This is a genomic window from Seongchinamella unica (genome assembly GCF_004354085.1).
Lineage (GTDB): Bacteria > Pseudomonadota > Gammaproteobacteria > Pseudomonadales > Halieaceae > Halioglobus > Halioglobus unicus.
Genome location: NZ_SMSE01000003.1, coordinates 14,995 through 40,080 on the forward strand (window position 1 = coordinate 14,995; position 25,086 = coordinate 40,080).

The window sequence follows — 25,086 nt, forward strand, 5'->3', positions numbered from 1 at the left end:
GATTACAGGTCCGTCAGGTCCGCGATACGGACGATGGTAGAAACATAGCGGCGGCAGAAATCGGCTTTGGTCGCGCATTCAGAGCCGGCTGGCAAGTTGTACTTGTTCAATCCGCACTTGATCCCTGCCGGGGGTTGCGCGACTGGCGTCAAGCCCTGCCAGGCTACGGTCACCAGGTACTCCTGTACTCCGCCTGTACCAATCAACTCCACACAGCCGCGGCCACCCACCATTGCACCCACCTTGGTGGTGCCTGTCTCTTCTGCTGCGCCCTTCAGGGCCTCGCACCATTCCGCCTTATCGCGAACGTCCAATGCAACTGCCGTTGTGCTGCCACAATTGGTGGTATCTACACCCACTCCGTCAGTAGGATCGGTAGTGTAACTAGCCGCATTAAACCGGTTGGTCATAATACGGTGCGCCATATCATCCAGCAGCATAAGCGCCTGGGTTCGCTGGTAGGACTCCATCTCCGACACCTGCAGTCGGGTTTGCAAATTCAGCAAACCGAGCAGCCCGATAACCACTATTGCAATGGTCACCAGGACTTCGATCATCAGGGCGCCAGACTGCCGGGAGATATTTCGCATACGACCGTCCATCAACGATCCCATTTGTCCGGGAACTCAGACGTGTAATCGCCTTCGCTGTTTAGCTCCAACCAGCCGTCTACACTCTGCTGCCCCTTGGGAACGAACCTGAGAGTGTAGGAAGGCACAGTCCCTCCGCCCAAGGTAATCGTCGGAGGGTTGACATAGTTCCTTTCGACATCAGGGTCCATCACATAACCAGACGCATTTAGCTCAGTCAGACCCATGTAGGTGCGGTTCGACAAAAGATACTGTTGCTGTAAGTTGGCGATACCGAGCATTTCTGCCTGCGCCGCTGCCCGGTTCCCACGACGAACCTGGTTCTGATAAGCCGGAAGAGCTATGGCCAACAACACCGCCACAATAATCACCACCACCATCAACTCAATCAGGGTGAATCCGCGTTGTTTTGTCTGTAATCGTGGTTGCCCGCCCATGGCGTACATTCCCCTAGTATCCCCATTACAAGGTATCAGTATGGGGAAAATGAGAAAGAAATCACGGATAAAAGGCGGGAATGTGGGGATAAGCGGTTGTTTTTAGATGGGGGATTCTATTGTTTCTCGCCATGGGCACGAAAGTCGCTGGATCCCCGCCTTCGCGGGGATGACGAGTTTTTGAGGCTTGCCGGAGCGTTCCGGCTTTACACCAGGCTATCCCGTCGGAATCACGCGGCAGTAAACACTGCCGCGTCGTCCTTGAGATCGACCTTGATGGTCTGGCCAGGCTTGAATTCCCCAGCCAGAATACGCTGGGCCAGGGGGTTCTCCAGCTCCTGCTGGATCGCCCGCTTGAGCGGCCTTGCGCCGTAGACCGGGTCGAAGCCTGCCTCGGTGAGGTGCTCCATGAACGGCTCCGACAGCTCCAGGCTCAGCTCGCGCTCCGCCAGGCGGGCCTGCAGGCCGCGCAGCTGGATATCGGCAATGCCGCGAATCTGGCTCTTCTGCAGCGGGTGGAATACCACCGACTCGTCCACACGGTTGATGAACTCCGGGCGGAAGTGGGTACCGACCACTTCCATCACTGCGGCCTTCATCTTGTCGTAGTTCTCCTCGCCGGCCATCTCCTGAATCAGGTGTGAGCCCAGGTTGGAGGTCATGACGATCACCGTATTGCGGAAATCCACGGTGCGGCCCTGGCCATCGGTCAGACGGCCGTCTTCCAGCACCTGCAAGAGGATGTTGAATACGTCAGGATGGGCCTTTTCAACCTCGTCCAGCAACAGCAGTGAGTAGGGACGACGGCGCACCGCCTCGGTCAGGTAACCACCCTCTTCGTAGCCCACGTAGCCGGGAGGCGCACCAATCAGCCTTGCCACGGAGTGCTTCTCCATGAACTCGGACATGTCGACGCGCACCATGGCCTGCTCGGAATCGAACAAAAACTCCGCCAGTGCCTTGCACAGCTCGGTCTTACCCACACCGGTGGGACCCAGGAACAGGAAGGAACCGTTGGGTCGGTTGGGATCGGAAAGTCCCGCCCGCGAGCGGCGTACCGCGTTGGATACGGCCACTACCGCCTCGTCCTGGCCGACCACCCTGGCGTGCAGGGCATCTTCCATGCGCAGCAGTTTTTCCCGATCACCTTCCAGCATCTTGGAGACGGGAATACCGGTCCAGCGTGCTACCACCTCGGCCACCTCTTCCTCGGTAACCTTGTTGCGCAGCAAGGTGCGCTCCGCGGTTTCTGCCTCCTGGGCTTCTTCCAGCTGCTTCTCCAGCTCCGGCAGACGGCCATACTGCAGTTCCGACATCAGGGTCAGGTCCCCGGCGCGGCGGGCCGCTTCCATCTCCAGTTTGACCTGCTCCAGCTCACTCTTGACCTGGGCGCTGCCCTGCAGGGACGCCTTCTCCGCCTTCCAGATTTCCTCCAGGTCGGAGAACTCGCGCTCCACCTCCTCGATCTGCTGGTCCAGCAGTTTCACCTGCTCTTTCGCGGAATCGTCTTTCTTCACCGCCTCGCGCTCGATCTTGAGCTGTATCAGGCGGCGCTCCAGCTTGTCCATGGCTTCGGGCTTGGAATCGATTTCCATGCGGATGCGGCTGGCCGCCTCATCCACCAGGTCGATGGCCTTGTCCGGCAGCTGCCGATCAGTGATATAGCGCTGGGATAACTTGGCAGCGGCAATAATCGCACTGTCGGTAATATCCACGCCGTGGTGCACCTCGTAGCGCTCTTTCAGGCCACGAAGAATGGCAATGGTGTCTTCCTCGTTGGGCTCATCCACCAAAACTTTCTGGAAGCGACGCTCCAGGGCCGCGTCCTTCTCCACATACTGGCGATACTCGTCCAGGGTGGTGGCACCCACACAGTGCAGTTCGCCGCGGGCCAGGGCGGGCTTGAGCATATTGCCCGCGTCCATGGAACCCTCGGCCTTGCCGGCGCCCACCATGGTATGCAGCTCGTCGATAAACAGGATGACCCTGCCCTCTTCCTTGGACAGCTCATTCAACACCGATTTCAGGCGCTCCTCGAACTCGCCACGGAATTTGGCACCGGCCAGCAGTGAACCCAGGTCCAGGGACAGAATGCGCTTGTCCTTGAGGCCTTCCGGTACCTCGCCGTTGATCACCCGCTGGGCCAGGCCCTCGATGATGGCGGTTTTACCCACCCCCGGCTCACCGATCAGCACAGGATTGTTCTTGGTGCGGCGCTGCAGCACCTGGATGGTGCGGCGGATCTCGTCGTCACGACCGATCACCGGATCCAGCTTGCCCTGTTCGGCGCGCTCGGTGAGGTCGATAGTGAATTTTTCCAGAGCCTGGCGGGATTCTTCCGCCTGGGGATTATTGACCGCCTCGCCACCGCGCACCTCGTCGATGGCGGTTTTCAGAGAAGCGGGGGTTACGCCGCACTGTTTCAGCAGTTCGCCAGCCCTGGTCTTGCTCTCCAGCATGGCCAGCAGCACCAACTCGCTGGAGATGTAGGTATCCCCACCTTGCTGGGCAAGCTTGTCAGTGACATTGAGGATGCGTCCCAGATTTTGGGACACATGCACGTCGCCCTCCGCGCCGCTGACAGTAGGCAGGGCGTCAATTGCCCCCTGTACCTCGGCGCGCAGGGTGTTCAGGTTCGCCCCGGCCTTTTGCAGCAGGGGACGGGCGGATCCGCCCTGTTGTTCCAGCAGGGCACCCAACAGGTGCACCGGCTCGATAAAATTGTGGTCCTTGCCCAGCGCCAGTGACTGGGCGTCAGCCAATGCGGATTGCAGCTGGTTGGTCAGTTTGTCCATTCTCATCGTAAATGTCTCCTCGCCTTCCAGAGTCTGCTCCGGTTTGGCCATATTTCACTCGATGGGGGTTATATAAGGCCAAAACCTGGAATTTCAAGACCACGTCCTGTCATCCCCCCGCACAAGGTGAATTGCGAAGCAAGAGAGGGGGCCCTGGGGCAGGCGGGGATGATGGGTTTTCGCAGCGCCAACAACCTAATGGCTACGCTGGACACCATGCTGCGCGGAAATGACGGCAGTTAGGGATTGATCACAATCACCGAGGCCATGCGCCCGGTCCTGCCGTCCCGCCGGTAGGAAAAAAACTGGTCCGACTCGGTGTAGCTGCAACGATTCCCGCCCTGGATGCGGTTTACCCCCGACTGGGCGAGGCGATAGCGGGCGAGTTGGTAGATATTGGCCAGGTATTTTCCCGGTTGCGCACCGGGGACGAAGGCACTGCCAACCGGGGCAGAGTCGATAAAGGCCGCCCTGACTTCCGGCCCGACTTCGAAAGCATCGGGGCCTATGGCAGGCCCCATCCACGCCATCAGCCGCATGGGGTCGACATCCATGGCGGCTACGGTCGCCTCCAGCACGCCGGCGAGCAGCCCACGCCAGCCGGCGTGGGCTGCGGCCACCACCTTGCCGTCTTCCGAGGCGAGCAGCACCGGCAGACAATCCGCCGTGAGTACCGCGCAGGCTATCCCGGGCTGGTCGCTCCAGCAGGCGTCGGCCTCCGGGTACAGCTTCTCCCCGGCCCTGACCGCATTGCTGCCGTGAACCTGTTGCAACCACTGGATTTGCGTATCGGCGGGCAATGCTGACAGCAGGCGGTTGCGATTGACAGTCACCGCCCCTGGTTCGTCATCGACATGGTGTCCGAGATTAAAACTGGCAAAAGGCGCGGCACTGACGCCGCCGACGCGCGTGGTTGACAGGGCCGTCACCCCCGGCAGGTGCCAGCCCGGCTCAATAAAGGGTGGCGTCATTGTTTATCACGGGGTCTTCGCGCTCGAGTACACTCAGCAGCGCCTGCATGTCCTCCGGCAGGGGGCATTCAAAATGCACCGGCTCCCCGGATTCCGGATGAAACAACCCCAGGGCCCGGGCGTGCAGCGCCTGGCGCGGGAAACCGCGCAGCGCCGCGATCAACTCATCGGACGCCCCCTTGGGAATTTTCGGCCGGCCGCCATAGGTGGGATCGCCAACCAGGGGGTAGTGTTTATGGGCCATATGCACCCGTATCTGGTGGGTGCGTCCGGTTTCCAGGTTCACCGCAACCTGGGTGTGGTGACCAAAGCGCCGGGTCACCCGGTAGTGGGTAATGGCCGGCTTGCCGCCCACCGCCAGCACTGCCATCTTCTTGCGCTGCTTGGGGTGGCGACCAATGGGCTCGTCCACCGTCCCCCCGCCGGTCATCACCCCGATGCACACCGCCACATACTCGCGTTTGACGGTGCGCTCCTGCAGCTGGGCGACCAGGTCCTGGTGAGCCAGCAGGCTCTTGGCCGCCACCATGATGCCCGAGGTCTCCATATCCAGCCTGTGGACAATGCCGCCCCGGGGTAGCTGGGCCATTTCCGGGGCATGGGCCAACAGGGCGTTAACCAGGGTCCCATCGGCGTGCCCGGCGGCTGGATGCACGACCAGCCCCGCGGGCTTGTTGAGCACCAGGATGTGCTCGTCCTCATACAAAATATCCAGGTCAATATCCTGGGGCTGCCAGCCGACCGCCTGTTCGGGCTCGGTATCGATGCTGAGTTCGGCGCCCCCGTGCACCTTGTCCCTTGGGCGCAACTGCTTGCCATCCACCAACAGGTCGCCCTTTTTGATCCAGCCCTGCAATCGGGAGCGGGAGTAATCCGGGAACAGCCGGGCCGCCACCTGATCAAGGCGGTCGTTATCCAGCTCTGGAGGCACGGTGGCCTGCAGTTGTATCCGTTCGGTCATTATTTTTCCTGTTTATGCGCCCTGCCGGCTGTGGTTAAATACCCGCCTCAAACGCTGGTGTGCATGTTAGCACGCCGGGCTGGTCAACACTGGTGAGATAATTTTGAAGTACATCCTGGTTTTCCTGTTCAGCCTCGCTATCGTCGGCTGCGCCGGCAATGATGAATTGCCCGACATCGCCGCAGATACCGGCGAACAACAAATCTACGAGGAGGCCCAGCGCTACCTGCGGTCCAGTAACTGGGACCTGGCGGTGCGCAGCCTGCAGCTGCTGGAGTCCCGTTACCCCTTTGGCAAGTATGCGGAGCAGGCGCAGCTGGAAATCATTTACGCCCACTACAACGGCTACGAACATGAAGCGGCGGTTGAGGCCGCGGACCGCTTTATCCGCCTGCATCCGGCCCACCCCAATGTGGACTACGCCTACTACATGAAGGGACTGGCAGCTTACACCGGTAATGACGATATCTTTTCCCGTTTCCTGCCCACGGACGAATCGGAGCGGGATGTCACCCAGGCGAAAGAGGCTTTTGCAGAATTCAACCAGTTGGTGTCGCGCTATCCCGCCAGTCCCTATGCCCCCGATGCCCGGGCGCGTATGGTGCACCTGCGCAATCTGCTGGCCCGCCACGAGATCCTGGTGGCCAACTACTACTTCCGCCGCGGCGCCTACATGGCGGCGACCAATCGCGGTCGCTACGTGGTGGAAAACTTTCAACGCTCGCCCGCTGTGGCCGATGGCCTGGCGGTGATGGCCCAGGGCTATATCCTGCTCGGACTGGACGACCTGGCAAAAGATACGATCGAGGTATTGGCACTGAATTACCCGAACCACCCGAACATTGACAAAAACGGGAACTTCAAGAGTGTCTATACGCTGGATGGCCTGCAGCGCAACTGGATCAACAAGGCCACCTTCGGCCTGTTCTTCCCGCCTACTCCGCCGCAGTTTGATACCCGGCCTAAGCTCTGACTCTGTCGTTTGGTCTTTTGGCTAACCGGTCTTCGGGGGAATTATGCCTTCCCGTGACCGCCAAAAAGCATACATCCATGTATAGGCTCGGCCTCGCACGTCCTGTGCTCGGACGTCCCGGTAAGGCACAATTCCCCCGCAGACCTCGAATTTTTCAAGACTGAGGCGCCGGTACTATCCCCACGATACGCTGATTAGTTCGAGCTCGATGAAGGACTGGGGGGCAGAGACTTCCTCACGAAGATGTCTGAGCACATGGAGGTGCGAAGCCAAGCAGCCAGGGATGGCGCGCTTTTGCGGTCTTCGTGAGGAAGTCTCTGCCGCCCAGGCCGGGCGCGTATTGCGAAGGTCTACTCCCCGATCCGCCATCCAGAAGTAATCGGATAACGCCGGTCCCGCCCAAAGCCACGGCGGGTAATGCGCACCCCAATGGGGGCCTGGCGGCGCTTGTATTCGTTCAAATCCACCAGCCGCAACACCCGCTGCACGTCCTCGCGATCCATACCCGTGGCGATAATGGCCTCGGCCGACATATCCTGCTCAACGTACATTTCCAGGATCTGGTCCAGCACATCGTAAGGCGGCAGGCTGTCTTCGTCTTTCTGGTCGGGGGCCAGTTCCGCCGACGGGGGACGATCGATCACCCGCTGGGGTATACAGGGGCCGAGAGTATTGCGGTAGCGGCACAAATCGAACACCAGGGTTTTGGGGCAGTCCTTGAGTACGTCAAAACCGCCCGCCATGTCACCGTAAAGGGTCGAGTACCCCACGGCCATTTCGCTCTTGTTACCCGTGGTTAATACCAGATAGCCCTTCTTGTTGGAGATTGACATCAACAGTACCCCCCGACAGCGGGCCTGAAGATTCTCCTCGGTGGTGTCGACGCTGGTGCCGGCAAATTCTTCCGCCAGGCTGGCCATGAAGGCCTCGTAGAGGGGCTCTATCGAGATCACCTTGTGACTCACACCCAGGATATCAGACTGCTCAGCGGCGTCTTCCACGCTCATTTGCGAGGTGTAGCGGAACGGCATCATCACCGCCTCCACCCGCTCCGGTCCCAGGGCATCCACCGCCACTGCCAGGGTCAGCGCCGAATCCACACCACCGGAAAGACCCAGCACCACGCCCTTGAAGCGGTTTTTGTTGACATAGTCGCGAACCCCCAGCACCAGGGCCTTCCAGGTGGCCTCTATTTCGTCCGGCGGCTCACTGAGCGCGAGCCCGCTGAATGGCTGGTTCTCCCTGTCGCCGTCGTAGTCCAGCCAGTACTCACCTTCCTCGAAACCGGGTGCGGCGGCGACGACCTCGCCCTCAGCGGTAACGGCGAAAGAACCACCGTCGAATACCAGTTCGTCCTGGCCGCCGACCTGGTTCACATAAACAATGGGAAACGCCGCCTGGCGGGCACGCTCGGCCACCAGCTTCCAGCGTTCATCGCGCTTGCCGCGATGATAGGGAGAGGAGTTGAGATTGAGGAGTAGCTCGGCGCCCGCTTCAGCGGCATCGGCGGTAGGCTCAATCTCCCAGATGTCCTCGCAGATGCTGAGGCCAACCTGCACACCCTCGATATCGAGCACACAGGGTTCTGTTCCCGGGGCGAAGTAGCGCTTTTCATCAAAAACCTGGTAGTTGGGCAGACTCTGCTTGCGATATTCGGCGACCAATTCATTGCCATGGATGACCCCGGCCACGTTGTACAGGGCATTGCCGTCCCGGCGCGGATACCCCAGCACCACCCAGGCGGAAGGCGGCAATTCGGCGCAGAGCTTGTCCAGTGACTGGCTCACCCGCAGGGCGATGCTGGGTCGCAGTAACAGGTCTTCCGGCGGATAACCGCTGAGCGTGAGTTCGGGGAATACCACCACCGCTTTCTCATGGCGGGTCACCGCCCGGGCGACGGTGTCCAGAACGCGCTGGGTATTGCCGTCGAAGTCCCCCACGAGGGTATTCATCTGGGCCATGAGAATATTCAGGCTTGCCATATCACTGCTCAACAAAGGAAGGAATTGCCGGGACGCTATTTTCCGTAAAACCGGCACTTTAAGCCAGTCCGATTTGTCCCATGCCTGATACACTAGAGTGATCACAGGGGAAGAGATAACAGGCTAAGCGCCAGCGTGAACCGTCCAGCGATCTTGACCAGGCCCGCCGCCACCACCGGCCAGCAGAACCAGGCCCTGTTCCGCATTTACGTGGCCTACCGTTCCCTGCTGTCACTGGTACTGCTGATCATGCTGGTCAGTCCCAATACCCGCCAGCTGGTGGGCGTACTGCATCCCACCCTGTATGCCTCTGTGGCGCTGCTGCATCTTGCCACCAGCGTGCCTCTTGTGGGTTTCCTGTCTAAGCGGCTGAATCAGCGCATGATGCTGGTTGTTTTCACGCTCGACATTATCAGCATTATCCTCATGTCCCACGCCAGTGGCGGCGTCATCAGTGGCCTGCCGGTGCTACTGATCATCACGGTGGCAGCCAGTGCGGTGCTGGTGACCAACCGCACCCTGGCTACCCTGATAGCGGCACTGAGCGCACTGGCGCTGCTGGGAGACACCGTCTGGCTGATCTGGGCCGGTGTGCGCGAATTCCCCGATCTGTTCCCTGCAGGCCTGCTCGGCGCCCTGATTTTTGTCGTCTCGCTGATGGTGCAAATCGTCGCCCAGCGCCTGGGGCGGGCAGAGGAGCTTGCCCGCAATCGCGCCAGTGACCTCTACGACCTGCAACGGCTCAACGAACAGATCGTCCAGCATATGGATACCGGCATTCTGCTGGTGGATGGCGAGGGCATGGTGCGGGTCATGAACAAATCCGCGTCCACCCTGCTGGTACCCGAGCGTCCCGTGATCATGGAACAGGGCCGGCAACTGGCAGATTACTGCCCGGAGCTGGCCTACCAGTACCAGCACTGGAAGGACAGCGGCCAGCACAAGGCCAGGCCATTCAAGGTGACGGAAGATGCGCCCCCGGTCATAGCGCGCTTCCGCGAACTGCAACCCAGCAGCGCCCGCGACGCCCTGATTTTTGTCGAGGATTATACGCCGGTCACCCAGTACGCCCAGTCGCTGAAACTGACCTCGCTGGGGCGACTGACCGCATCGATCGCCCATGAAATCCGCAACCCGCTGGGCGCCATCAGCCACGCGGCACAACTGCTGCAGGAGTCGGACACGCTGGCCGCGAGTGACAAGCGCATGGCCGAAATCATCGAAAGCCACTGCGGCCGGGTCAACCAGATCGTCGAGAGTGTCATGCGGATTTCACGGCGCGAACCACCCAAACCGGAATACATCAAACTGCAGGACTGGCTGACGAACCATGTCCGGAACTACCTGCAGGGCCTGAGCCAGCCAGCCGATATTACCGTGGATTGCCAGTACCAGGACCTGCTGATCGAGTTCGACCCGGAAAATCTTGAGCGGGTGATGACCAACCTGCTGGACAACGCCCTGCGCCACAGTGGCAAGGCGACCGGCCGGGAAAGCGCACGCATTGAGGTCGAGCTGGATTTTATCGCGCACCAGGCGCTGATCGATATCATCGACCACGGCACCGGCGTACCCCGTGCGGATCAACCAAAACTGTTCGAGCCCTTTTTCACTACGGTGGCCCAGGGCAGCGGCATGGGCTTGTACCTGTGCAAGGAATTGTGTGAAATCAACAACGCGAGTCTCAGCTACCGCCCGACTGACAAGGGTGAGAGCTGTTTCCGAATTTCCGTTACCCAGCGAGCCCTGTAAATGACCGCACAGCGCGTACTGATTGTCGACGACGAGCCAGATATCCGGGAACTGCTGGACATCACCCTCAGCCGAATGGGGCTGGACACCTTCAGCGCAGCAACCCTCGGTGAAGCACGCGAGCTGGTAACCGAGGTTTCTCCCGACCTGTGCCTGACCGACATGAAGCTGCCCGATGGCAATGGCATCAGCCTGGTGGAGTTTATCCAGCAGGACCATGCCCACATCCCGGTGGCCATGATCACCGCCCATGGCAGTGTGGAAACGGCCATCACCGCACTGAAAGCGGGAGCCTTCGATTTCATCAGCAAGCCCATAGAGCTGGAGACCCTGCGTACGCTGGTCAGCAGCGCCCTGCAACTGGGAGGGGATACCGCTACCCTGAGCCAAGCCGTTGGCCAGGACCTGATCGGTAACGCCCCTTCTATCCAACTGTTGCGCAAACAGATAACCAAGCTCGCCCGCAGCCAGGCGCCGGTACATATTCGCGGTGAGTCAGGCAGCGGCAAGGAAGTAGTGGCGCGACTGATCCACAACAACGGGCCAAGGTCCAGAGGTAACTTCATCGCCGTGAACTGTGGCGCCATCCCTCCCGACCTGATGGAAAGCGAACTGTTCGGTCACGTGAAGGGCAGCTTCACCGGCGCCGCCGCCGATAAGCCGGGCTTGTTCCAGGCCGCCGCAGGGGGCACTTTGTTCCTGGACGAAGTGGCCGATCTGCCTCTGGCAATGCAGGTGAAACTACTGCGCGCGATTCAGGAAAAAGCGGTGCGCCCGGTTGGAGGGAGTGCCGAAATCCCGACCGATGTGCGCCTGTTGAGCGCCACCCACAAGGACCTTGCAGCAGAAGTTGACGCCGGGCGGTTCCGCAACGACCTGTACTACCGGATCAATGTGATCGACGTCAAGGTACCCAGCCTGCGGGAACGGTCAGAGGACCTGCCCCTGCTGGCAGCGGCCATCACTGAGCGGATTGCCCGAGAGCACGGTGAAGGTGGCGTGAAGCTGGACGACACCGCGCTCAGGGCGCTGGCAAACTACACCTTTCCCGGCAACGTGCGCGAGCTGGAGAATATCCTGGAACGGTCACTGGCCCTGTTGGACGGCGACACCATCACCGCCGACGATCTGCAGTTCTCGCAAATGACGCCGCGCAGTCCGCAAACGCGAACCCGCAAGTCAGACAGGGAGGGCACCCAGACCTGGTCAGTGGAAGAAGCCTACGGCGACCTCGAGGGCTATCTGGAGGAAATTGAAAAGCAGATTTTGAGCAAGGCACTGGAAGAATCGCGCTGGAACAAGACCGCGACAGCCAGGTTGCTCGGCATCAGCTTCAGGAGCCTGCGCTACCGGCTGAAAAAACTGGGGCTGGACGAGTGAATCATCCGGCCTGACTGGGCACCGGCGTCGTGGGGCATTCGCCCCAGTCCCTGGCCATTCGAGGCCGGCCGATAATGTTCATGACGACACTCCACGACGGGATATCCGGCCGTGCACGGGAACAGATCATCAGGGTTCGATTGCGGCCGGAAGTGCCGTCCGGCCGAAACAATATCAACTCCTTGGCATGACGGTTGGCAGCCCGGTTGGTCAGGGTCAGTCCATCCGGCAGTCCGTCGGCAGTCCTGATAACTTCCTCGCCGCTGTCGAGACGCCGATCCCGATCCCGATCCTCGAAAATCAACCAGCCTTCGGCGAAAATGCCGGAGCATTCGGGTTTGGTCCCCGGGTTACTGGCAGAGGGACACATCACCACCTGGACATTCCGCTTGATTGCCTCACTGCGGGTCAGAATAATGTCCGCCATCAGCTGGCGGACCTGTGCCTGGATGCGGGTAGATTCCTGCAAATGCTGGAACCCCGGCACACCCAAACCCAGCAGCAGGCCCAGCACCGCCAGCACCACCATCAACTCGACCAGGGTAAAGCCCCTGCGATAGCCCTTCGCCCAATTTCCGTCCATGGAAACGCCCTCCGGATTTGAGGGTAAGCTCCGCAGGGAAATTCGCCAGCCAATGGCGCTGAAAGATGAGTTTTAGCCGACTTTGAAGACGAACGCGGGAATGGAGACCTAGAGGTTTTTCACCGGCACCCGCAATTCCCGGGGCAGGGAAAAGGTCACGTTCTCGGGACGACCGGCCGTCTCCACCGGGGCCTCGGCTCCCAGCTGGCGCAAGCCTTCGATGACCTCCTGCACCAGTACCTCGGGTGCAGAGGCACCGGCGGTGACACCGATGCGTTGCTTGCCCTCGACCCAGGCCGGATCGATGTCCGCGGCGCCATCCAGCAGGTGCGCCTCGGCGCCCATGCGTTCGGCCAGCTCGCGCAGGCGATTGGAATTGGATGAATTCGGTGATCCCACTACCAGCATCAGGTCGCACTTCGAGGCGAGCTGCTTTACCGCGTCCTGGCGGTTCTGGGTGGCGTAACAGATATCATCCTTGCGCGGTCCCTCGATCTGCGGAAAGCGGGCCCGCAGGGCGTCGATCACCAGCGCGGTGTCATCCATTGAGAGTGTGGTCTGGGTCACGTAGGACAGCTTGTCCGGATGCGCCACCTCGAGACTGGCAGCCTGGGACTCGTCTTCCACCAGGTAGATCTCACCGCCGGCAGAGTGATCGTACTGCCCCATGGTGCCTTCCACTTCCGGGTGCCCGGCATGGCCGATCAAAACACACTCCCTGCCCTCGGCGCTGAATTTGGCAACCTCCATGTGAACCTTGGTTACCAGCGGGCAGGTGGCATCGAAGACCTTGAGCTTGCGCCGGTCCGCCTCCTGGCGCACCGCCTGAGATACACCGTGGGCACTGAATATCACAATGCAGTCGTCGGGCACCTCTTCCAGCTCGTCGACAAAGATAGCGCCGCGCGCACGCAGGTCCTCCACCACAAACTTGTTGTGCACCACCTCGTGACGCACGTAAATGGGAGAGCCGAATACTTCCAGGGCGCGATTGACGATATCAATCGCCCGGTCGACCCCGGCACAGAAGCCCCTGGGATTGGCAAGCTGGATGTCCATCAGGGCCTGTTCACACCAACTGAGCTGCCCCTGCTGCGACTGGTTTTGTGGCCTGCAAGGCAGAATTTGTGCTGTGTGGTAACTCCACATAAGCTATTTCTAACGCCGCAGGCCGCAAAACCAGTGACAGCCCTTTGGGTTGCGGCAGAAAAAGCGCCACTCTTCGTTACTCGCGCCCAAAGCACTCGCTTCGCTCGCGGGGCGGACCCTTGTTCATTTGGAATAACCAAACTTCTCTCCTCCCGTCGGTTTGCCGCACCACTCGATTGGCGCTTTTCCTGCCACAACAGGGCCAACTCAGTTGGTGTGCACAGGCCCTAGTGCAGCTCCGCCGGTTCCACCCGGTGAATCATCACATCAAACAGAATCGTCCGACCGGCCAGCGGGTGATTGAAATCGACGGTCACCTCTTGGTCGTCAAAAGAGATGATCATCCCCGGCAGTTCGCCGCCGCCGGCGTCGGCAAACGAAAAGACCAGACCGATCTCCAGATCGATATCATCGTCGAACTGGTCGCGTGGCAGCTGCTGTACATTGTTTTCATTGGGCTGGCCGAAGGCGTCCTCCGGCGGTACCTTGAACATGTGCCGCTCGCCGGCGCTCATGCCAAAGATACAGCGTTCAAACCCGGGCAGCAAAGAACCGTCGCCAATGGCAAAATCCACCGGGTCACCGCCGAAGTTGCTGTCAACCTCGGAACCATCCTCAAGGCTGACAGAAAAATTGAGGTAGACACGGGTGCCTTCACTCACGGGAACGTCGATACTGCTCATTCAATCGGCCTGCTCGGGTTTCGGGTCATTAGCGTCCGGGTGGCTATGACGGGAAGATAAAAAACTGTCCAACAACATACACCCTGCCCCCACGGTAATCGCAGAGTCGGCGATATTAAAGGCGGGAAAGTACCACCCCCGGTAGTGTACCGAAATAAAATCCACTACATAACCGAGAACAACCCGATCCCACAAATTGCCAATGGCGCCGCCGAGAATCAGGGCAAGACTCAGGCCCAGGAGCCATTGGCCACGCTCGGCCACTGCCAGCCACACAACCAGCCCGACGCTGATCACTACGGCGATAGCCGTGAAAAACCAACGCTGCCAGCCGCCGGCATCGCTGAGAAAACTGAACGCCGCGCCGGTATTGTGCTGCAGGGTCAGGTTGAACCAGGAGAACACCTCCAGCGGCCTTGCGTATGCCAGCTCGCTACTGGCCAGACCCTTGGTGTACTGGTCCAGCAACACCACCAGGCCGGCCAGCAGGAACCACGGCCAGGCACCAACACCGTTACGCAAAACGGCGTCGCTCACCTGCACCGTCCACATTTTCCACACAACGGCCGCACAGCGTGGGATGTGCCTCGAACTGGCCCACATCCTCCCGGCGGTGCCAGCAGCGCTCGCACTTCGCTGCGCTGGCAGCGGCAACCTGGACCTTGAGACCATCGATGTCGGTGACCGCGGCAGCATCCCCCGCGTCCGCCAGCGGGGCAATGGTGGCGCCGGAAGTGATCAGCACGAAGCGCAATTCATCGCCCAACGCCGCCAGCATCTCGGCCAACTCACCGGAGGCGTACAGGGTCACCGTGGCGTCGAGGGAACCGCGCAGGCCACTCTCGCTGCGCTGCACTTCCATTTCCTTGTTGACCGCCGCGCGGACCCCCATCAGCTGCTGCCAGTAGCCACGCCCCATCGGGTCATCGTCGGCAATAAACTGCAGGCCGGTGTACCACTGTTCGAGAAATACGGATTCACCTCGCTCACCGGGCAGGTTCTCCCAGATTTCCTCGGCAGTGTAGCTGAGGATGGGCGCAATCCAGCGCACCAGCGCCTCGCCGATGTGATACATGGCGGTCTGGGCGCTGCGGCGAGCGACCGAGTCCGCCTTGGTGGTGTACTGGCGGTCCTTGATCACGTCCAGGTAGAAACCGCCCAGATCGCCGGCACAAAAGTTGTGGAGTTTCTGGTAGATCAGGTGGAACTGGTAGCTGGCGTAATCCGCAGCCAGTTCCGCCTGCAGGCTGGCGGCGCGATCCACCACCCAGCGGTCCAGTGACAGCATGTCCTCAAATGCCAGGGCATCCTGCGCCGGGTCGAAGCCGTTCAGGTTCGAAAGCAGGAAACGGGCGGTATTGCGAATACGGCGGTAGGAATCACCGGTGCGCTTGAATATCTCGTCGGAGACGGCTATCTCGCCGCGAAAATCAGCCGCCGCCACCCACAGGCGCAGGATGTCGGCGCCAAGGTCATTCATCGCTTTTTTCGCCGGGATGATGTTACCCAGTGACTTGGACATCTTGCGCCCTTCCCCGTCGACGGTGAAGCCGTGAGTCAGCACGGTTTTGTAGGGCGCTTCGTCGTAGGCGCCGATACCCGTCAACAGCGAGGACTGGAACCAGCCCCGGTGCTGGTCCGAACCTTCAAGGTACAGATCCGCCGGCGACTGCAGGCCCGTCCGCTGGCGCAACACACAGGCGTGGGTGACGCCGGAGTCAAACCACACATCCAGGGTATCGGTAATTTTCTCGTACTGGTCCGCCTCCTCGCCCAGCAGCTCTGCGGGGTCCAGATCGAACCAGGCATCGATACCGGCCTCCTCGATACGCAGCGCCACCGCCTCGATCAGCTCCCTCGTGCGCGGGTGCAGCGCCCCGCTTTCGCGGTGAACGAACAGGGTGATGGGTGAACCCCAGGTTCGCTGTCGTGAGATACACCAGTCGGGGCGGTTGTCGAGCATGGCATCAATCCTGGCCTTACCCCAGTCCGGTAACCACTGCACCTGCTCCACCGCCGCCTTGGCCGCGGGCAGCAGGCCGTTCTGCTGCATGCTGACAAACCACTGGGGCGTGGCGCGGAAAATAATGGGGGTCTTGTGACGCCAGCAGTGCGGGTAGGAATGCTCGTACTGCTCATCATGGAGCAATACGCCCTTTTCCCGCAGCAGGTCGATAATGGCCGGATTGGCCTTCATGACGTGCTGGCCGGCAAAAAACTCGGTGTCCGGCAGGTACACACCGTTACCGCCCACCGGGTTATAGACCTCAAGGGCATACTTTTCGCCCATCACAAAGTCATCCTGGCCGTGGGCCGGGGCGGTGTGAACCGCGCCGGTGCCAGCCTCGGTCGTGACATGCTCACCCAGGACTACCGGCACCTGGCGATCGAGGAAAGGGTGCTGGAGTAACAGGCCTTCCAGCGCCGCACCCCGGCAGCGGCCAAGTATGGTCAATTGCGGCAAGCCATAGCGAGTGGCACAGGTCCCGGCCAGTTCCTCGGCAACCAGGAGCGCTCGCCCGTCAGCTTCGATCAGCACATACTCCAGCTGCGAATGCAGGCTGACAGCCATGCTTGCCGGCAGGGTCCAGGGAGTCGTCGTCCAGATGGGAATGGCTATTTCACCGCTGTAGTCACTGTCGCAGGCGGCCCTGATCACAGCGGGGTCGACGGCGGTGTAGGCCACGTCGATGGCGGGCGAGTGCTTGTCCTTGTACTCCACTTCCGCTTCCGCCAGCGCGGACCCGCAGTCGGTGCACCAGTGTACCGGCTTGAATCCCTTGTGCAGATGGCCATTGTCGACGATTCGCCCCAGGGTCCGCACGATATTTGCCTCGAAGCGGAAGTTCATGGTCAGGTAGGGGTCAAACCAGTCCCCGAGCACGCCCATGCGCATGAAATCCTCGCGCTGGCCGTCCACCTGGCGAGCGGCGTATTCGCGACACTTCTGGCGGAACTCGGCAGCGCTGACCTTCACCCCCGGCTTGCCGACTTTTTTCTCGACATTCAGTTCGATGGGCAGGCCGTGACAATCCCAGCCCGGTACATAGGGCGCGTCAAAGCCATCCAGCGTGCGTGCCTTGACGATAATGTCCTTGAGGATCTTGTTGACCGCGTGTCCCACGTGCAGGTCGCCATTGGCGTAGGGAGGACCATCGTGGAGAATGAATTTGGGCTTGCCGGCGCCGGCGGCGCGAATCTTGCCGTACAGGTCCATGTCCTGCCACTGCTTTAACCGTTGCGGCTCTCGCTGGGAAAGGTTGGCCTTCATCGGGAAGGCCGTCTGGGGCAGGTTTAAAGTGTCTTTGTAGTCGCTCATATCGCTCGTTATGCCCGTCGCTGTGCAAACCAGGCTCGTGTATTTTCAATGTCACGTGCAATGTTCGACTTCAGTTCATCGACCGAGTCGAACTTCCTTTCGTCCCGCAATTTGTGCCGGAAGCAAACTTCGATGTGCTGGCCGTAAAGCCCTATATCGCGATCCAGCAGATGGACTTCAAGATTGGCCTTGATACTGTCATCCACGGTGGGCCGGACACCGACATTTGCCACCCCCAGCGCCCTGTGCAGGCCACCGCCGCTGACTTCTACCGCGTAAACACCCGCCAGTGGCGCGCGCAAGCGACGCAACTGGAGATTGGCGGTGGGCGTCCCAATGGTCTGGCCAAGCTGTCTGCCGTAGATCACCTTGCCGGAAATGCTGTAGGGCCGGCCCAGCATTTGCTGTGCCCGGTCGAAATCGGCAGCCTCCAGCGCTTCCCGGATACGGGTACTGCTCACCCGTTCACCCTGCCACTCCTTGGTGGGCGTGGGTCCGGCTTCATACCCATACAACTGACCGCGCTGCTGGATAAAGCGGACATCGCCCTGGCGATCGTTGCCAAACCGGAAATCATCCCCCAGCACGATGTAGCGCACGCCCAGTCCGGCTACGAACACATCCTCGACGAAGCGCTCTGCGGACATTTCCTGCAGCGTCTCGTTGAACCGGATACGCAGCAGCCGATCAACCCCCAGCTGTTCCATGGCCCGAAATTTTTCCCGAAAGCTCATGATCCTGGCCGGCGCCTTGACGGGAGAAAAATACTCCCTGGGCAGCGGCTCGAAAACGATAACCGTGCTGGGGAGATTCAACTCGGCCGCCTTGGCTCTCAGGTGGCGGATCACCGCCTGGTGCCCCAGATGCACGCCGTCAAAGGCCCCGATAGTGGCTACGCAGCCGCGGTGTCTGGGCCGCAAATTATGCAGGCCACGTATCAACTCCATGGGATGAATGGGTGCCCGATCGAATCAAACGACGGATTATAGCGAATGCGCGCAGTGGCCGAAACGTGCAATTTGCAAGGTTTGCCCGCGATCACACCGCGCCGGGCGCACGCAAGTGCCGCATCCGGGTGCCAGCAAGCCACTGGGTCAGCAGGTAGGCGACGATGCCCGCCCCACAAACCTGCAGAATTTCCAGGCCGCGCCGCTGCCAGCCCCACTCCAGCCAGACAGCGACATCGCGATCCAGCAGCAGGACGATCAGCGCCATCGCAACCGTGCTGGCCAGCAGCCGGGCCCCGTAAGCGCCCCAGCCAGCTTGCCAGCTGAAGACGCCCTGTCGCAGCAGGCCCCGCAACAACAGGCCCGCATTCAGCCAGGCAGAGAGACTGGTCGCCAGTGCCAGGCCCAGGTGGCCAATATTGAAGTACCACAGCAGCGGCAGTACCAGCACCAGGTTCATCAACATATTGGCCGCCATGGCGATAATGCCAATTTTTACCGGCGTCGCCGTATCCTGCCGGGCGTAATAACCGGGGGCCAGGATTTTTATCAGCATGAATGCCACCAGCCCCAGGCTGTAGGCGCGCAGGCTCAGCGCCGCCATTTCCACATCCACGGCAGTCAACTCGCCATACTGGAACAGGGTAATGAGAATGGGCTCTGCCAGCAGGATAAGCGCGATAGCCGCCGGCACCCCGATCAACAGTACCGAACGCATGGCCCAATCGAGGGTTGAGGCAAATTGCTCCTCGCGGGCGGCGGCGCGATGGGCCGACAGGTTGGGCAGGATAACGGTGGCGATCGCAATACCGAACACCCCCAGGGGCAATTCCGCCAGGCGGTCGGAATAATACAGCCAGGATACGCTGCCGGTGGGCAGAAATGAGGCCAGCACCGTGTCCAGCAACAGGTTGATCTGGCTCACCGACACCCCGAACAGGGCCGGCACCATCAACTTGAGTATCCGCCGAACCCCCTCATGGCGGATATCAAACACCGGCCTCGGCACCAGATCTAGGCGATAAAGCGACGGCAACTGGAACAACAGCTGGATCACACCGGCGAAGAACACGCCCCAGGCCAGGGCGAAAACCGGCTCTTCGAACCACGGCGAGGCGACGGTGGCGGCAAAGATGAGCGACAGATTGAGAAATACAGGGGTAAACGCGGGGACGGCAAAGCGGCCGTAACTATTGAGGATGGCGCCGCAAAAACCGGTCATCGATATCAGCAGCAGATAGGGGAAGGTGATGCGGATCATTTCGGCGGTGAGCTGAAACTTCTCCGGCTGGCTGACAAACCCGGGCGCGAACAGGGCAGCCACCAGCGGTGAGGCCGCCACCGTGACCAGGGTGAGCACCAGCAGGGTACCCCCCAGCACCCCCGCCACCCGGGCCACCAAAGCCCTGACCGCCTCCTGGGCCCCCGCCTCCTTGTAATCCGCCAACACGGGCACGAAGGCCTGGGAAAAGGCGCCCTCGGCGAACAGCCGGCGCAGGAAATTGGGAATCTTGAACGCCACGAAGAAGGCGTCGGCGTTGGCGCTGGCACCGACAAAGGCGGCTATCACCACATCCCGCAGCAGCCCCAGCACTCGGGAAATCATGGTCATGCTGCCGACCAGTGCACTGGAACGCAACAGGCCGGCTCTGGGAGTCTCCGCGGTATCGGTCACGTGGTCAGCCCGGGCTTCAGCCCCAGCGCTCCCGCAGGGTGTGGATATTGTTCTGCAGCCAGAGCAGGGCAATCAGGGTGTGGCCGTTGGGAATGCGGTTCTGCGCCAGCATCTCAAACGCCTCCGCAACCGGCACGGCGTGCACCAGAATATTTTCCCCCTCCTCGGCCACGCCGTGTACGCCCGGGACAACGGGACCATCGAGGCGGCCGCAGTAGAGCTGGACCTGTTCGCTGCAGGCACCGGCACTGGGCAGTACAGTGGCGATGGGCTGCAATTCGCCCAGCGTACAGCCGGCCTCCTCCATGGCTTCGCGGTGGGCAACATCGGCGTCGCTTTCACCCGGTTCGACAATGCCGGCTATCAGTTCCAGCATCCACGGGTTGTTATCGCCACGCATGGCGCCGGGGCGGAATTGCTCGATCAGTACCAGCGAATCGGAGTCGACGTGATAGGGCAAAACACCGACTGCATCACCCCGTTCAAACACCTCGCGCACCTGGGGCTCCATCCAGCCACCTTCAAAGGCCCGGTATTGCAGGGTGAGTTTGCGGATGCTGAAGTAACCGTCATAGGCGGTTTCCTCCTCCAGCACCCTGACATCATCGGCACCGAACCTGAGCTCAAGCGTCATTGAAAACGACCCGCCGTATACCAGTTCACCTCACGGGAATGCTGCGCCACCTGATCGACGACATCGAGCGTCAGGGCGAACAGCGCCATTCGCACGAGCACACCATTGTCGGTCTGGCGGAAAATGGCGAGATTGGGATTATCATTGAGGTCGTCATCCAGCTCCCTGGCATTGTCACGGGAATCCCTGGGCAGCGGATGCATGATGACCGTATTGGGCTCGCAATGGGCGGTATAGACGCTCTGGTTGAGGCGGAATCGACCGCGGTACAGGTCCGCCTCTTCCTGGGAATTGAAACGCTCTTCCTGAATACGGGTGGAGTACACAATGTCGACGTGAGCGATGCTTTCCTCGAGTGCCTCGGATTCCTCCACCTGCAGCCCGGCATTGCGCATCTGTTCGACGATCTCTCCGGGCATACGCAGCTCTTGCGGACTGACCAGCCTGACCTGTACCTCTCGATACAGGGACAACAACTTGCACAGCGAATGCACGGTGCGTCCATAGCGCAGGTCACCGACCATGGCGATTCGCAACCTGTCGATTTCCCGGCCCTGGCCGGCGAGTTCCTTCTTGATAGTGTACAGGTCCAACAAGGCCTGACTGGGGTGCTCGTTGCTGCCGTCACCGCCGTTCAGGACCGGCACCCGACTGGCTGCGGCAAACTCAGCCACCGAGCCGGCTTGCGGGTGGCGCATGACAATGGCATCGGAATAGCCGCTGAGAACACGGGCAGTGTCGTACAGCGATTCGCCCTTGGCGATGGCGGAGGACTCAAAGCCGGTAGTCTCCCGCACCTCGCCGCCAAGCAGGTTGAAGGCACTGCCGAAACTGACCCGGGTTCGGGTGCTGGGTTCGAAGAACATATTGCCCAGAATAGCGCCGTCGAGCACCTTGGTGACCCGTTTGCGCTGGGCGTAGGGCTCCATCTGATCGGCAACGGAGAAAACGCGCTCCACGTCGTTGCGCTCAAACTGCTGGATTGACAGGATATGGCTTCCGGCAAATTCCACGCTTGGTGACTCCAGGCTCTGATGAACTTCGGGGATTATACGGTCAGGGGTGACGGGGGGCCATGTGCTTAATACCGAATCACCGCCACCCGACCCAAGCCGAGTGATTCCGGCGAAGTCCGGGATCCACCTGTGACGGGCCCGGCCCGCTGAACCGGGTCGGCGCGGTAATGACGAATTCCGCCGGGTGCAGAACGCCCCGGAGTGGAAGCCTAAACCAGCAAACTGTCGCTGTACTCCAGCAACCGTTCCATCAGTTCGCACTGGGGCAGGCTCAGCTCCCCGGATTCCACCAGGGCCTGGATAAGTTCCTGGTATTCCTCCATGCAGATACTGGCGCCCGCATCGGGTTCGGTCAGACGGTGGAAACGAAATTCCTCCCACCGCTTCCGCTCCTCCGGGCTGAGGCTGTCCGGGTAATTGCGCGCCCGGTAACGGAACAGCATCTCCGGAAGGCGATCGTCAGCGAAGGGAAACGTGGCAGTCGCCAGTTCTTCGGGGGTGCACTGGCGCACCTCGTCCATCAAGCGCTTATCGGCGTCAGAAAAGAAACCGCCGCTGTAAAGCATGCGATCCGGGTCGCTGACCTGAGCAAAGTTTCGCCCGGCATAAACGGCCTGCAACTTGCCGGTGAACGCCGCGGGATCGCGCTGCCGATACTCTCGCAGGGCGGCCAGGTGAGCGCGACACTGGTCGCCGGAAATACCAAGGCGAGCTGCTGTGTCCGGGTCTGCCATCCTGGCGGTTACCAGGATCGGGCATTTATTGATGTGTACGGACTTCAGCCCGGGGCGTTCAACCCCCTCGGGCAACTCCTCTGTGCGGGTGTAGAGCAAATCACGTAGCTGCTCGGGGGAGGACTGCACCAACACCGCGGGGTCTGCCATCAGGTCGTAGCAGATGACCTCATTTTTGTTCTTCGGGTGCATCGCCAGCGGCACGATGAGTGCAATGTTATGCCGCAGGGCACCGAACATGCCGGACACGTGCAGCACCGGCTTCATGCTGTCCAGGTCCAGCAGTGATGACACCGAGTGCTTGTCACGGTGGCGCAGGACGTAATCGTAGAGCCGTGGCTGCCTGTCCTTTATCAGTCGGGCCATGGCAATGGTGGCATGCACGTCCGACAGCGCATCGTGGGCCGCCTCGTGGGCTATGCCATTGGCCGCGGTGAGATCTTCCAGGCGGAAACTCGGAAGTCCGTCTTCCCGCAGTGGCCATTCAATCCCTTCAGGCCGAAGCGCGTAACAGGCCCGCACCATGTCGATAATGTCCCAGCGGGAATTGCCGTTCTGCCACTCGCGGGCATAGGGATCGCAAAAATTGCGGTATAGCGTGTAGCGGGTAACTTCATCATCGAAGCGCAGAGAGTTGTAACCGACGCCACAGGTTCCCGGGGCGGCCAGCTCCTGGTGGATCTGGCGAATAAACTCAGCCTCCGGCACACCCTGCTCCAGCGCCAGCTGGGGCGTGATACCGGTGACGAGGCAGGCCTGCGGCTGGGGTAGAAAATCTCCCGCGGGGCGGGAGAATATCACCAGTGGCTCACCCACGGGGTTCAGCTCGGCATCGGTGCGCAACCCGGCAAACTGCACCGGGCGGTCACGGGACGGGTCGGCGCCGAAAGTCTCGTAGTCGTGCCAGTAAAACGTCGCGTCCCTAGACAACGTCCAGGGCCTGCTCTTCGATCTTCGCCTGCCAGATTTTCGGACCGACCTCGTGCACGGAAACACCCTCGGCATCCACCGCCACACTCACCGGCATATCTTTCACCTCGAACTCATAGATGGCCTCCATGCCCAACTCCGGGAAAGCGACAACTTTTGCCGACGTAATGGCCTTTGACACCAGGTACGCGGCCCCGCCCACGGCCATGAGGTACACCGCCTTGTGCTTCTTGATCGCCTCTATGCCCGCCGGACCGCGTTCGGCCTTGCCGATCATGCCCAGCAGGCCGGTTTTCTCGACAATAAAGTCGGTGAACTTGTCCATTCGCGTGGAGGTGGTGGGGCCAGCTGGTCCGACCACCTCATCGCGCACCGGATCCACGGGACCCACGTAGTAAATAAACCGGCCCTTGAGGTCGACTTCCGGGGGCAGTCCCTCGCCGGACTCAATCAATTCCTTCATTTTCTTGTGGGCCGCGTCCCGCCCGGTCAGCATCTTGCCCGACAGCAGCAGGGTGTCGCCCGGCTTCCACTGGGCTGCCTCTTCCGGGGTGACGGTGTCGAGGTTCACCCGGCGAACCCCCTCCCCCACTTCCCAGGTAATATCCGGCCAGTCGTCCAGGCTGGGGGGTGTCTGCAGCGCGGGGCCGGATCCATCCAGCACAAAGTGGGCGTGACGGGTGGCGGCACAGTTGGGAATCATGCACACCGGCAGGGATGCCGCATGGGTCGGATAGTCATGGATCTTGACGTCCATTACGGTGGTCAACCCACCCAGGCCCTGGGCGCCAATACCCAGTTTGTTGACCTTCTCCATGATCTCCAGGCGCAGTTCTTCCACCCGGTTGGAGGGGCCCCGCTCGCGCAGCTCGTGAATATCGATCGGCTCCATCAGGGATTCCTTGGCCATGACCGCCGCCTTTTCAGCGGTACCGCCAATGCCTATGCCCAGCATCCCCGGGGGACACCAGCCGGCGCCCATGGTGGGCACGGTCTTGACCACCCAGTCGACGATACTGTCGGAGGGATTGAGCATTGCCATCTTGGATTTGTTTTCTGAACCGCCGCCCTTGGCGGCGACCTGCACATCCACAGTATCGCCCTCCACGACCTCCATATGGATCACCGCAGGGGTGTTGTCCTTGGTGTTTTTCCGGGCACCGGCGGGATCTTCAAGGATGGAAGCGCGCAATACGTTGTCGGGGTGCAGGTAGGCCCGGCGCACGCCTTCATTGACCATATCCGCAACCGACATCTCGGCCTCCCACTGCACCTCCATACCGATTTTCAGGAAGACGGTAACAATACCGGTGTCCTGGCAAATGGGCCGCTTGCCCTCGGCACACATGCGCGAATTGATCAGGATCTGTGCCATGGCATCTTTGGCGGCGGGATTTTGCTCCTTTTGCCAGGCCTCATGCACCGCGTCGACAAAGTCCTTGGGGTGGTAATAGGAGATGAATTGCAGGGCGTCGGCGACGCTATCGATGAAATCGTCCTGACGAATGACGGTCATGGCGGGTGTCCTTCACTATGGCGGGGTTAAAACGCGGCCAGTATTGTACACCGCTGGTT

20 protein-coding genes are annotated in these 25,086 nt (G+C 60.8%); 3 read left to right on the plus strand and 17 right to left on the minus strand.

Features of this window, described 5'->3' with window-relative positions; translation table 11 throughout:
* Positions 1 to 2: 2 nt before the first annotated feature.
* The 5 genes from pilV to rluD all read right to left on the minus strand — a co-directional run bounded on the left by pilV (position 3) and on the right by rluD (position 5,754).
* Complete coding sequence (gene pilV / locus E2F43_RS12150) at positions 3 to 590, minus strand: type IV pilus modification protein PilV (protein WP_238946893.1); 588 nt, start codon at positions 588 to 590, stop codon at positions 3 to 5.
* 11 nt (positions 591 to 601) lie between these two features.
* On the minus strand, positions 602 to 1,036 hold the full coding sequence (locus E2F43_RS19285) for a type IV pilin protein (RefSeq protein ID WP_338054592.1): 435 nt from the start codon (positions 1,034 to 1,036) through the stop codon (positions 602 to 604).
* Positions 1,037 to 1,257: 221 nt separating this feature from the next.
* Positions 1,258 to 3,828 carry an ATP-dependent chaperone ClpB gene (gene clpB, locus E2F43_RS12160; RefSeq protein WP_133213089.1) on the minus strand — a complete coding sequence of 857 codons (2,571 nt, stop codon included), beginning with the start codon at positions 3,826 to 3,828 and terminating at the stop codon, positions 1,258 to 1,260.
* A gap of 233 nt (positions 3,829 to 4,061) precedes the next feature.
* A complete protein-coding gene (gene pgeF / locus E2F43_RS12165; RefSeq protein ID WP_133213091.1) occupies positions 4,062 to 4,793 on the minus strand; it encodes a peptidoglycan editing factor PgeF in 732 nt (243 codons plus the stop codon).
* Positions 4,774 to 5,754 (minus strand): 23S rRNA pseudouridine(1911/1915/1917) synthase RluD, encoded by a 981-nt coding sequence (gene rluD, locus E2F43_RS12170; protein WP_133213093.1) that lies wholly within the window; start codon positions 5,752 to 5,754, stop codon positions 4,774 to 4,776. Before rluD ends, pgeF begins: the two co-directional genes overlap by 20 nt.
* Before the next feature lie 103 nt (positions 5,755 to 5,857).
* On the opposite strand from rluD, the gene E2F43_RS12175 reads away from it, so the two are divergent.
* Positions 5,858 to 6,727, plus strand: coding sequence for an outer membrane protein assembly factor BamD (locus tag E2F43_RS12175; RefSeq protein ID WP_133213095.1), 870 nt, complete (start codon positions 5,858 to 5,860; stop codon positions 6,725 to 6,727).
* Between the two features lie 350 nt (positions 6,728 to 7,077).
* Here the strand turns inward: E2F43_RS12175 and E2F43_RS12180 are convergent, their stop codons facing one another.
* Complete coding sequence (locus E2F43_RS12180; RefSeq protein WP_133213097.1) at positions 7,078 to 8,709, minus strand: NAD+ synthase; 1,632 nt, start codon at positions 8,707 to 8,709, stop codon at positions 7,078 to 7,080.
* A gap of 153 nt (positions 8,710 to 8,862) precedes the next feature.
* Between E2F43_RS12180 and E2F43_RS12185 the strand changes: the two genes are divergently transcribed.
* Both E2F43_RS12185 and E2F43_RS12190 read left to right on the plus strand, forming a co-directional pair.
* Positions 8,863 to 10,461 (plus strand): sensor histidine kinase, encoded by a 1,599-nt coding sequence (locus E2F43_RS12185; RefSeq protein ID WP_238946894.1) that lies wholly within the window; start codon positions 8,863 to 8,865, stop codon positions 10,459 to 10,461.
* Positions 10,462 to 11,841: a sigma-54-dependent transcriptional regulator gene (locus E2F43_RS12190; protein WP_133213099.1), complete on the plus strand. Its 1,380-nt coding sequence runs from the start codon at positions 10,462 to 10,464 to the stop codon at positions 11,839 to 11,841.
* Position 11,842: 1 nt separating this feature from the next.
* Here the strand turns inward: E2F43_RS12190 and E2F43_RS12195 are convergent, their stop codons facing one another.
* From E2F43_RS12195 to E2F43_RS12245, 11 genes are all read right to left on the minus strand, one after another.
* A complete protein-coding gene (locus E2F43_RS12195) occupies positions 11,843 to 12,424 on the minus strand; it encodes a GspH/FimT family pseudopilin (protein ID WP_133213101.1) in 582 nt (193 codons plus the stop codon).
* A gap of 108 nt (positions 12,425 to 12,532) precedes the next feature.
* Positions 12,533 to 13,483 (minus strand): 4-hydroxy-3-methylbut-2-enyl diphosphate reductase, encoded by a 951-nt coding sequence (gene ispH / locus E2F43_RS12200; RefSeq protein WP_133213103.1) that lies wholly within the window; start codon positions 13,481 to 13,483, stop codon positions 12,533 to 12,535.
* A gap of 317 nt (positions 13,484 to 13,800) precedes the next feature.
* Positions 13,801 to 14,256 carry an FKBP-type peptidyl-prolyl cis-trans isomerase gene (locus tag E2F43_RS12205; RefSeq protein ID WP_133213105.1) on the minus strand — a complete coding sequence of 152 codons (456 nt, stop codon included), beginning with the start codon at positions 14,254 to 14,256 and terminating at the stop codon, positions 13,801 to 13,803.
* The gene (gene lspA / locus E2F43_RS12210) at positions 14,257 to 14,793 is read right to left on the minus strand and encodes a signal peptidase II (RefSeq protein WP_238946895.1); all 537 of its coding nucleotides are present in this window, start codon (positions 14,791 to 14,793) and stop codon (positions 14,257 to 14,259) included.
* Positions 14,771 to 17,575, minus strand: coding sequence for an isoleucine--tRNA ligase (ileS, locus tag E2F43_RS12215; RefSeq protein WP_133213109.1), 2,805 nt, complete (start codon positions 17,573 to 17,575; stop codon positions 14,771 to 14,773). The genes lspA and ileS overlap by 23 nt, the downstream gene beginning before the upstream one ends.
* A gap of 8 nt (positions 17,576 to 17,583) precedes the next feature.
* Positions 17,584 to 18,522, minus strand: a complete 939-nt coding sequence (gene ribF, locus E2F43_RS12220; protein WP_133213111.1) for a bifunctional riboflavin kinase/FAD synthetase — start codon at positions 18,520 to 18,522, stop codon at positions 17,584 to 17,586.
* Positions 18,523 to 18,613: 91 nt separating this feature from the next.
* A complete protein-coding gene (gene murJ / locus E2F43_RS12225; protein ID WP_238946953.1) occupies positions 18,614 to 20,134 on the minus strand; it encodes a murein biosynthesis integral membrane protein MurJ in 1,521 nt (506 codons plus the stop codon).
* A 79-nt stretch (positions 20,135 to 20,213) separates the two neighbouring features.
* Complete coding sequence (locus tag E2F43_RS12230; RefSeq protein ID WP_133213115.1) at positions 20,214 to 20,831, minus strand: NUDIX domain-containing protein; 618 nt, start codon at positions 20,829 to 20,831, stop codon at positions 20,214 to 20,216.
* On the minus strand, positions 20,828 to 21,844 hold the full coding sequence (locus tag E2F43_RS12235; RefSeq protein WP_133213117.1) for an aspartate carbamoyltransferase: 1,017 nt from the start codon (positions 21,842 to 21,844) through the stop codon (positions 20,828 to 20,830). Before E2F43_RS12235 ends, E2F43_RS12230 begins: the two co-directional genes overlap by 4 nt.
* A gap of 212 nt (positions 21,845 to 22,056) precedes the next feature.
* Positions 22,057 to 23,511, minus strand: coding sequence for an exodeoxyribonuclease I (gene sbcB, locus E2F43_RS12240; RefSeq protein ID WP_238946896.1), 1,455 nt, complete (start codon positions 23,509 to 23,511; stop codon positions 22,057 to 22,059).
* Positions 23,504 to 25,027 (minus strand): fumarate hydratase, encoded by a 1,524-nt coding sequence (locus E2F43_RS12245; RefSeq protein WP_133213121.1) that lies wholly within the window; start codon positions 25,025 to 25,027, stop codon positions 23,504 to 23,506. Before E2F43_RS12245 ends, sbcB begins: the two co-directional genes overlap by 8 nt.
* Positions 25,028 to 25,086 lie beyond the last annotated feature (59 nt).

Excerpts from the sequence above, each read along its gene's own strand:
- rluD (WP_133213093.1), bottom strand. The coding sequence starts at position 5,754 with ATGACCGAACGGATACAACTGCAGGCCACCGTGCCTCCAGAGCTGGAT.
- ispH (WP_133213103.1), bottom strand. The coding sequence starts at position 13,483 with ATGGACATCCAGCTTGCCAATCCCAGGGGCTTCTGTGCCGGGGTCGAC.
- E2F43_RS19285 (WP_338054592.1), bottom strand. The coding sequence starts at position 1,036 with ATGTACGCCATGGGCGGGCAACCACGATTACAGACAAAACAACGCGGA.
- E2F43_RS12230 (WP_133213115.1), bottom strand. The coding sequence starts at position 20,831 with ATGACGCTTGAGCTCAGGTTCGGTGCCGATGATGTCAGGGTGCTGGAG.
- ileS (WP_133213109.1), bottom strand. The coding sequence starts at position 17,575 with ATGAGCGACTACAAAGACACTTTAAACCTGCCCCAGACGGCCTTCCCG.
- pilV (WP_238946893.1), bottom strand. The coding sequence starts at position 590 with ATGCGAAATATCTCCCGGCAGTCTGGCGCCCTGATGATCGAAGTCCTG.
- E2F43_RS12205 (WP_133213105.1), bottom strand. The coding sequence starts at position 14,256 with ATGAGCAGTATCGACGTTCCCGTGAGTGAAGGCACCCGTGTCTACCTC.
- murJ (WP_238946953.1), bottom strand. The coding sequence starts at position 20,134 with ATGACCATGATTTCCCGAGTGCTGGGGCTGCTGCGGGATGTGGTGATA.
- ribF (WP_133213111.1), bottom strand. The coding sequence starts at position 18,522 with ATGGAGTTGATACGTGGCCTGCATAATTTGCGGCCCAGACACCGCGGC.
- pgeF (WP_133213091.1), bottom strand. The coding sequence starts at position 4,793 with ATGACGCCACCCTTTATTGAGCCGGGCTGGCACCTGCCGGGGGTGACG.
- E2F43_RS12195 (WP_133213101.1), bottom strand. The coding sequence starts at position 12,424 with ATGGACGGAAATTGGGCGAAGGGCTATCGCAGGGGCTTTACCCTGGTC.
- E2F43_RS12190 (WP_133213099.1), top strand. The coding sequence starts at position 10,462 with ATGACCGCACAGCGCGTACTGATTGTCGACGACGAGCCAGATATCCGG.
- E2F43_RS12180 (WP_133213097.1), bottom strand. The coding sequence starts at position 8,709 with ATGGCAAGCCTGAATATTCTCATGGCCCAGATGAATACCCTCGTGGGG.
- clpB (WP_133213089.1), bottom strand. The coding sequence starts at position 3,828 with ATGAGAATGGACAAACTGACCAACCAGCTGCAATCCGCATTGGCTGAC.
- E2F43_RS12245 (WP_133213121.1), bottom strand. The coding sequence starts at position 25,027 with ATGACCGTCATTCGTCAGGACGATTTCATCGATAGCGTCGCCGACGCC.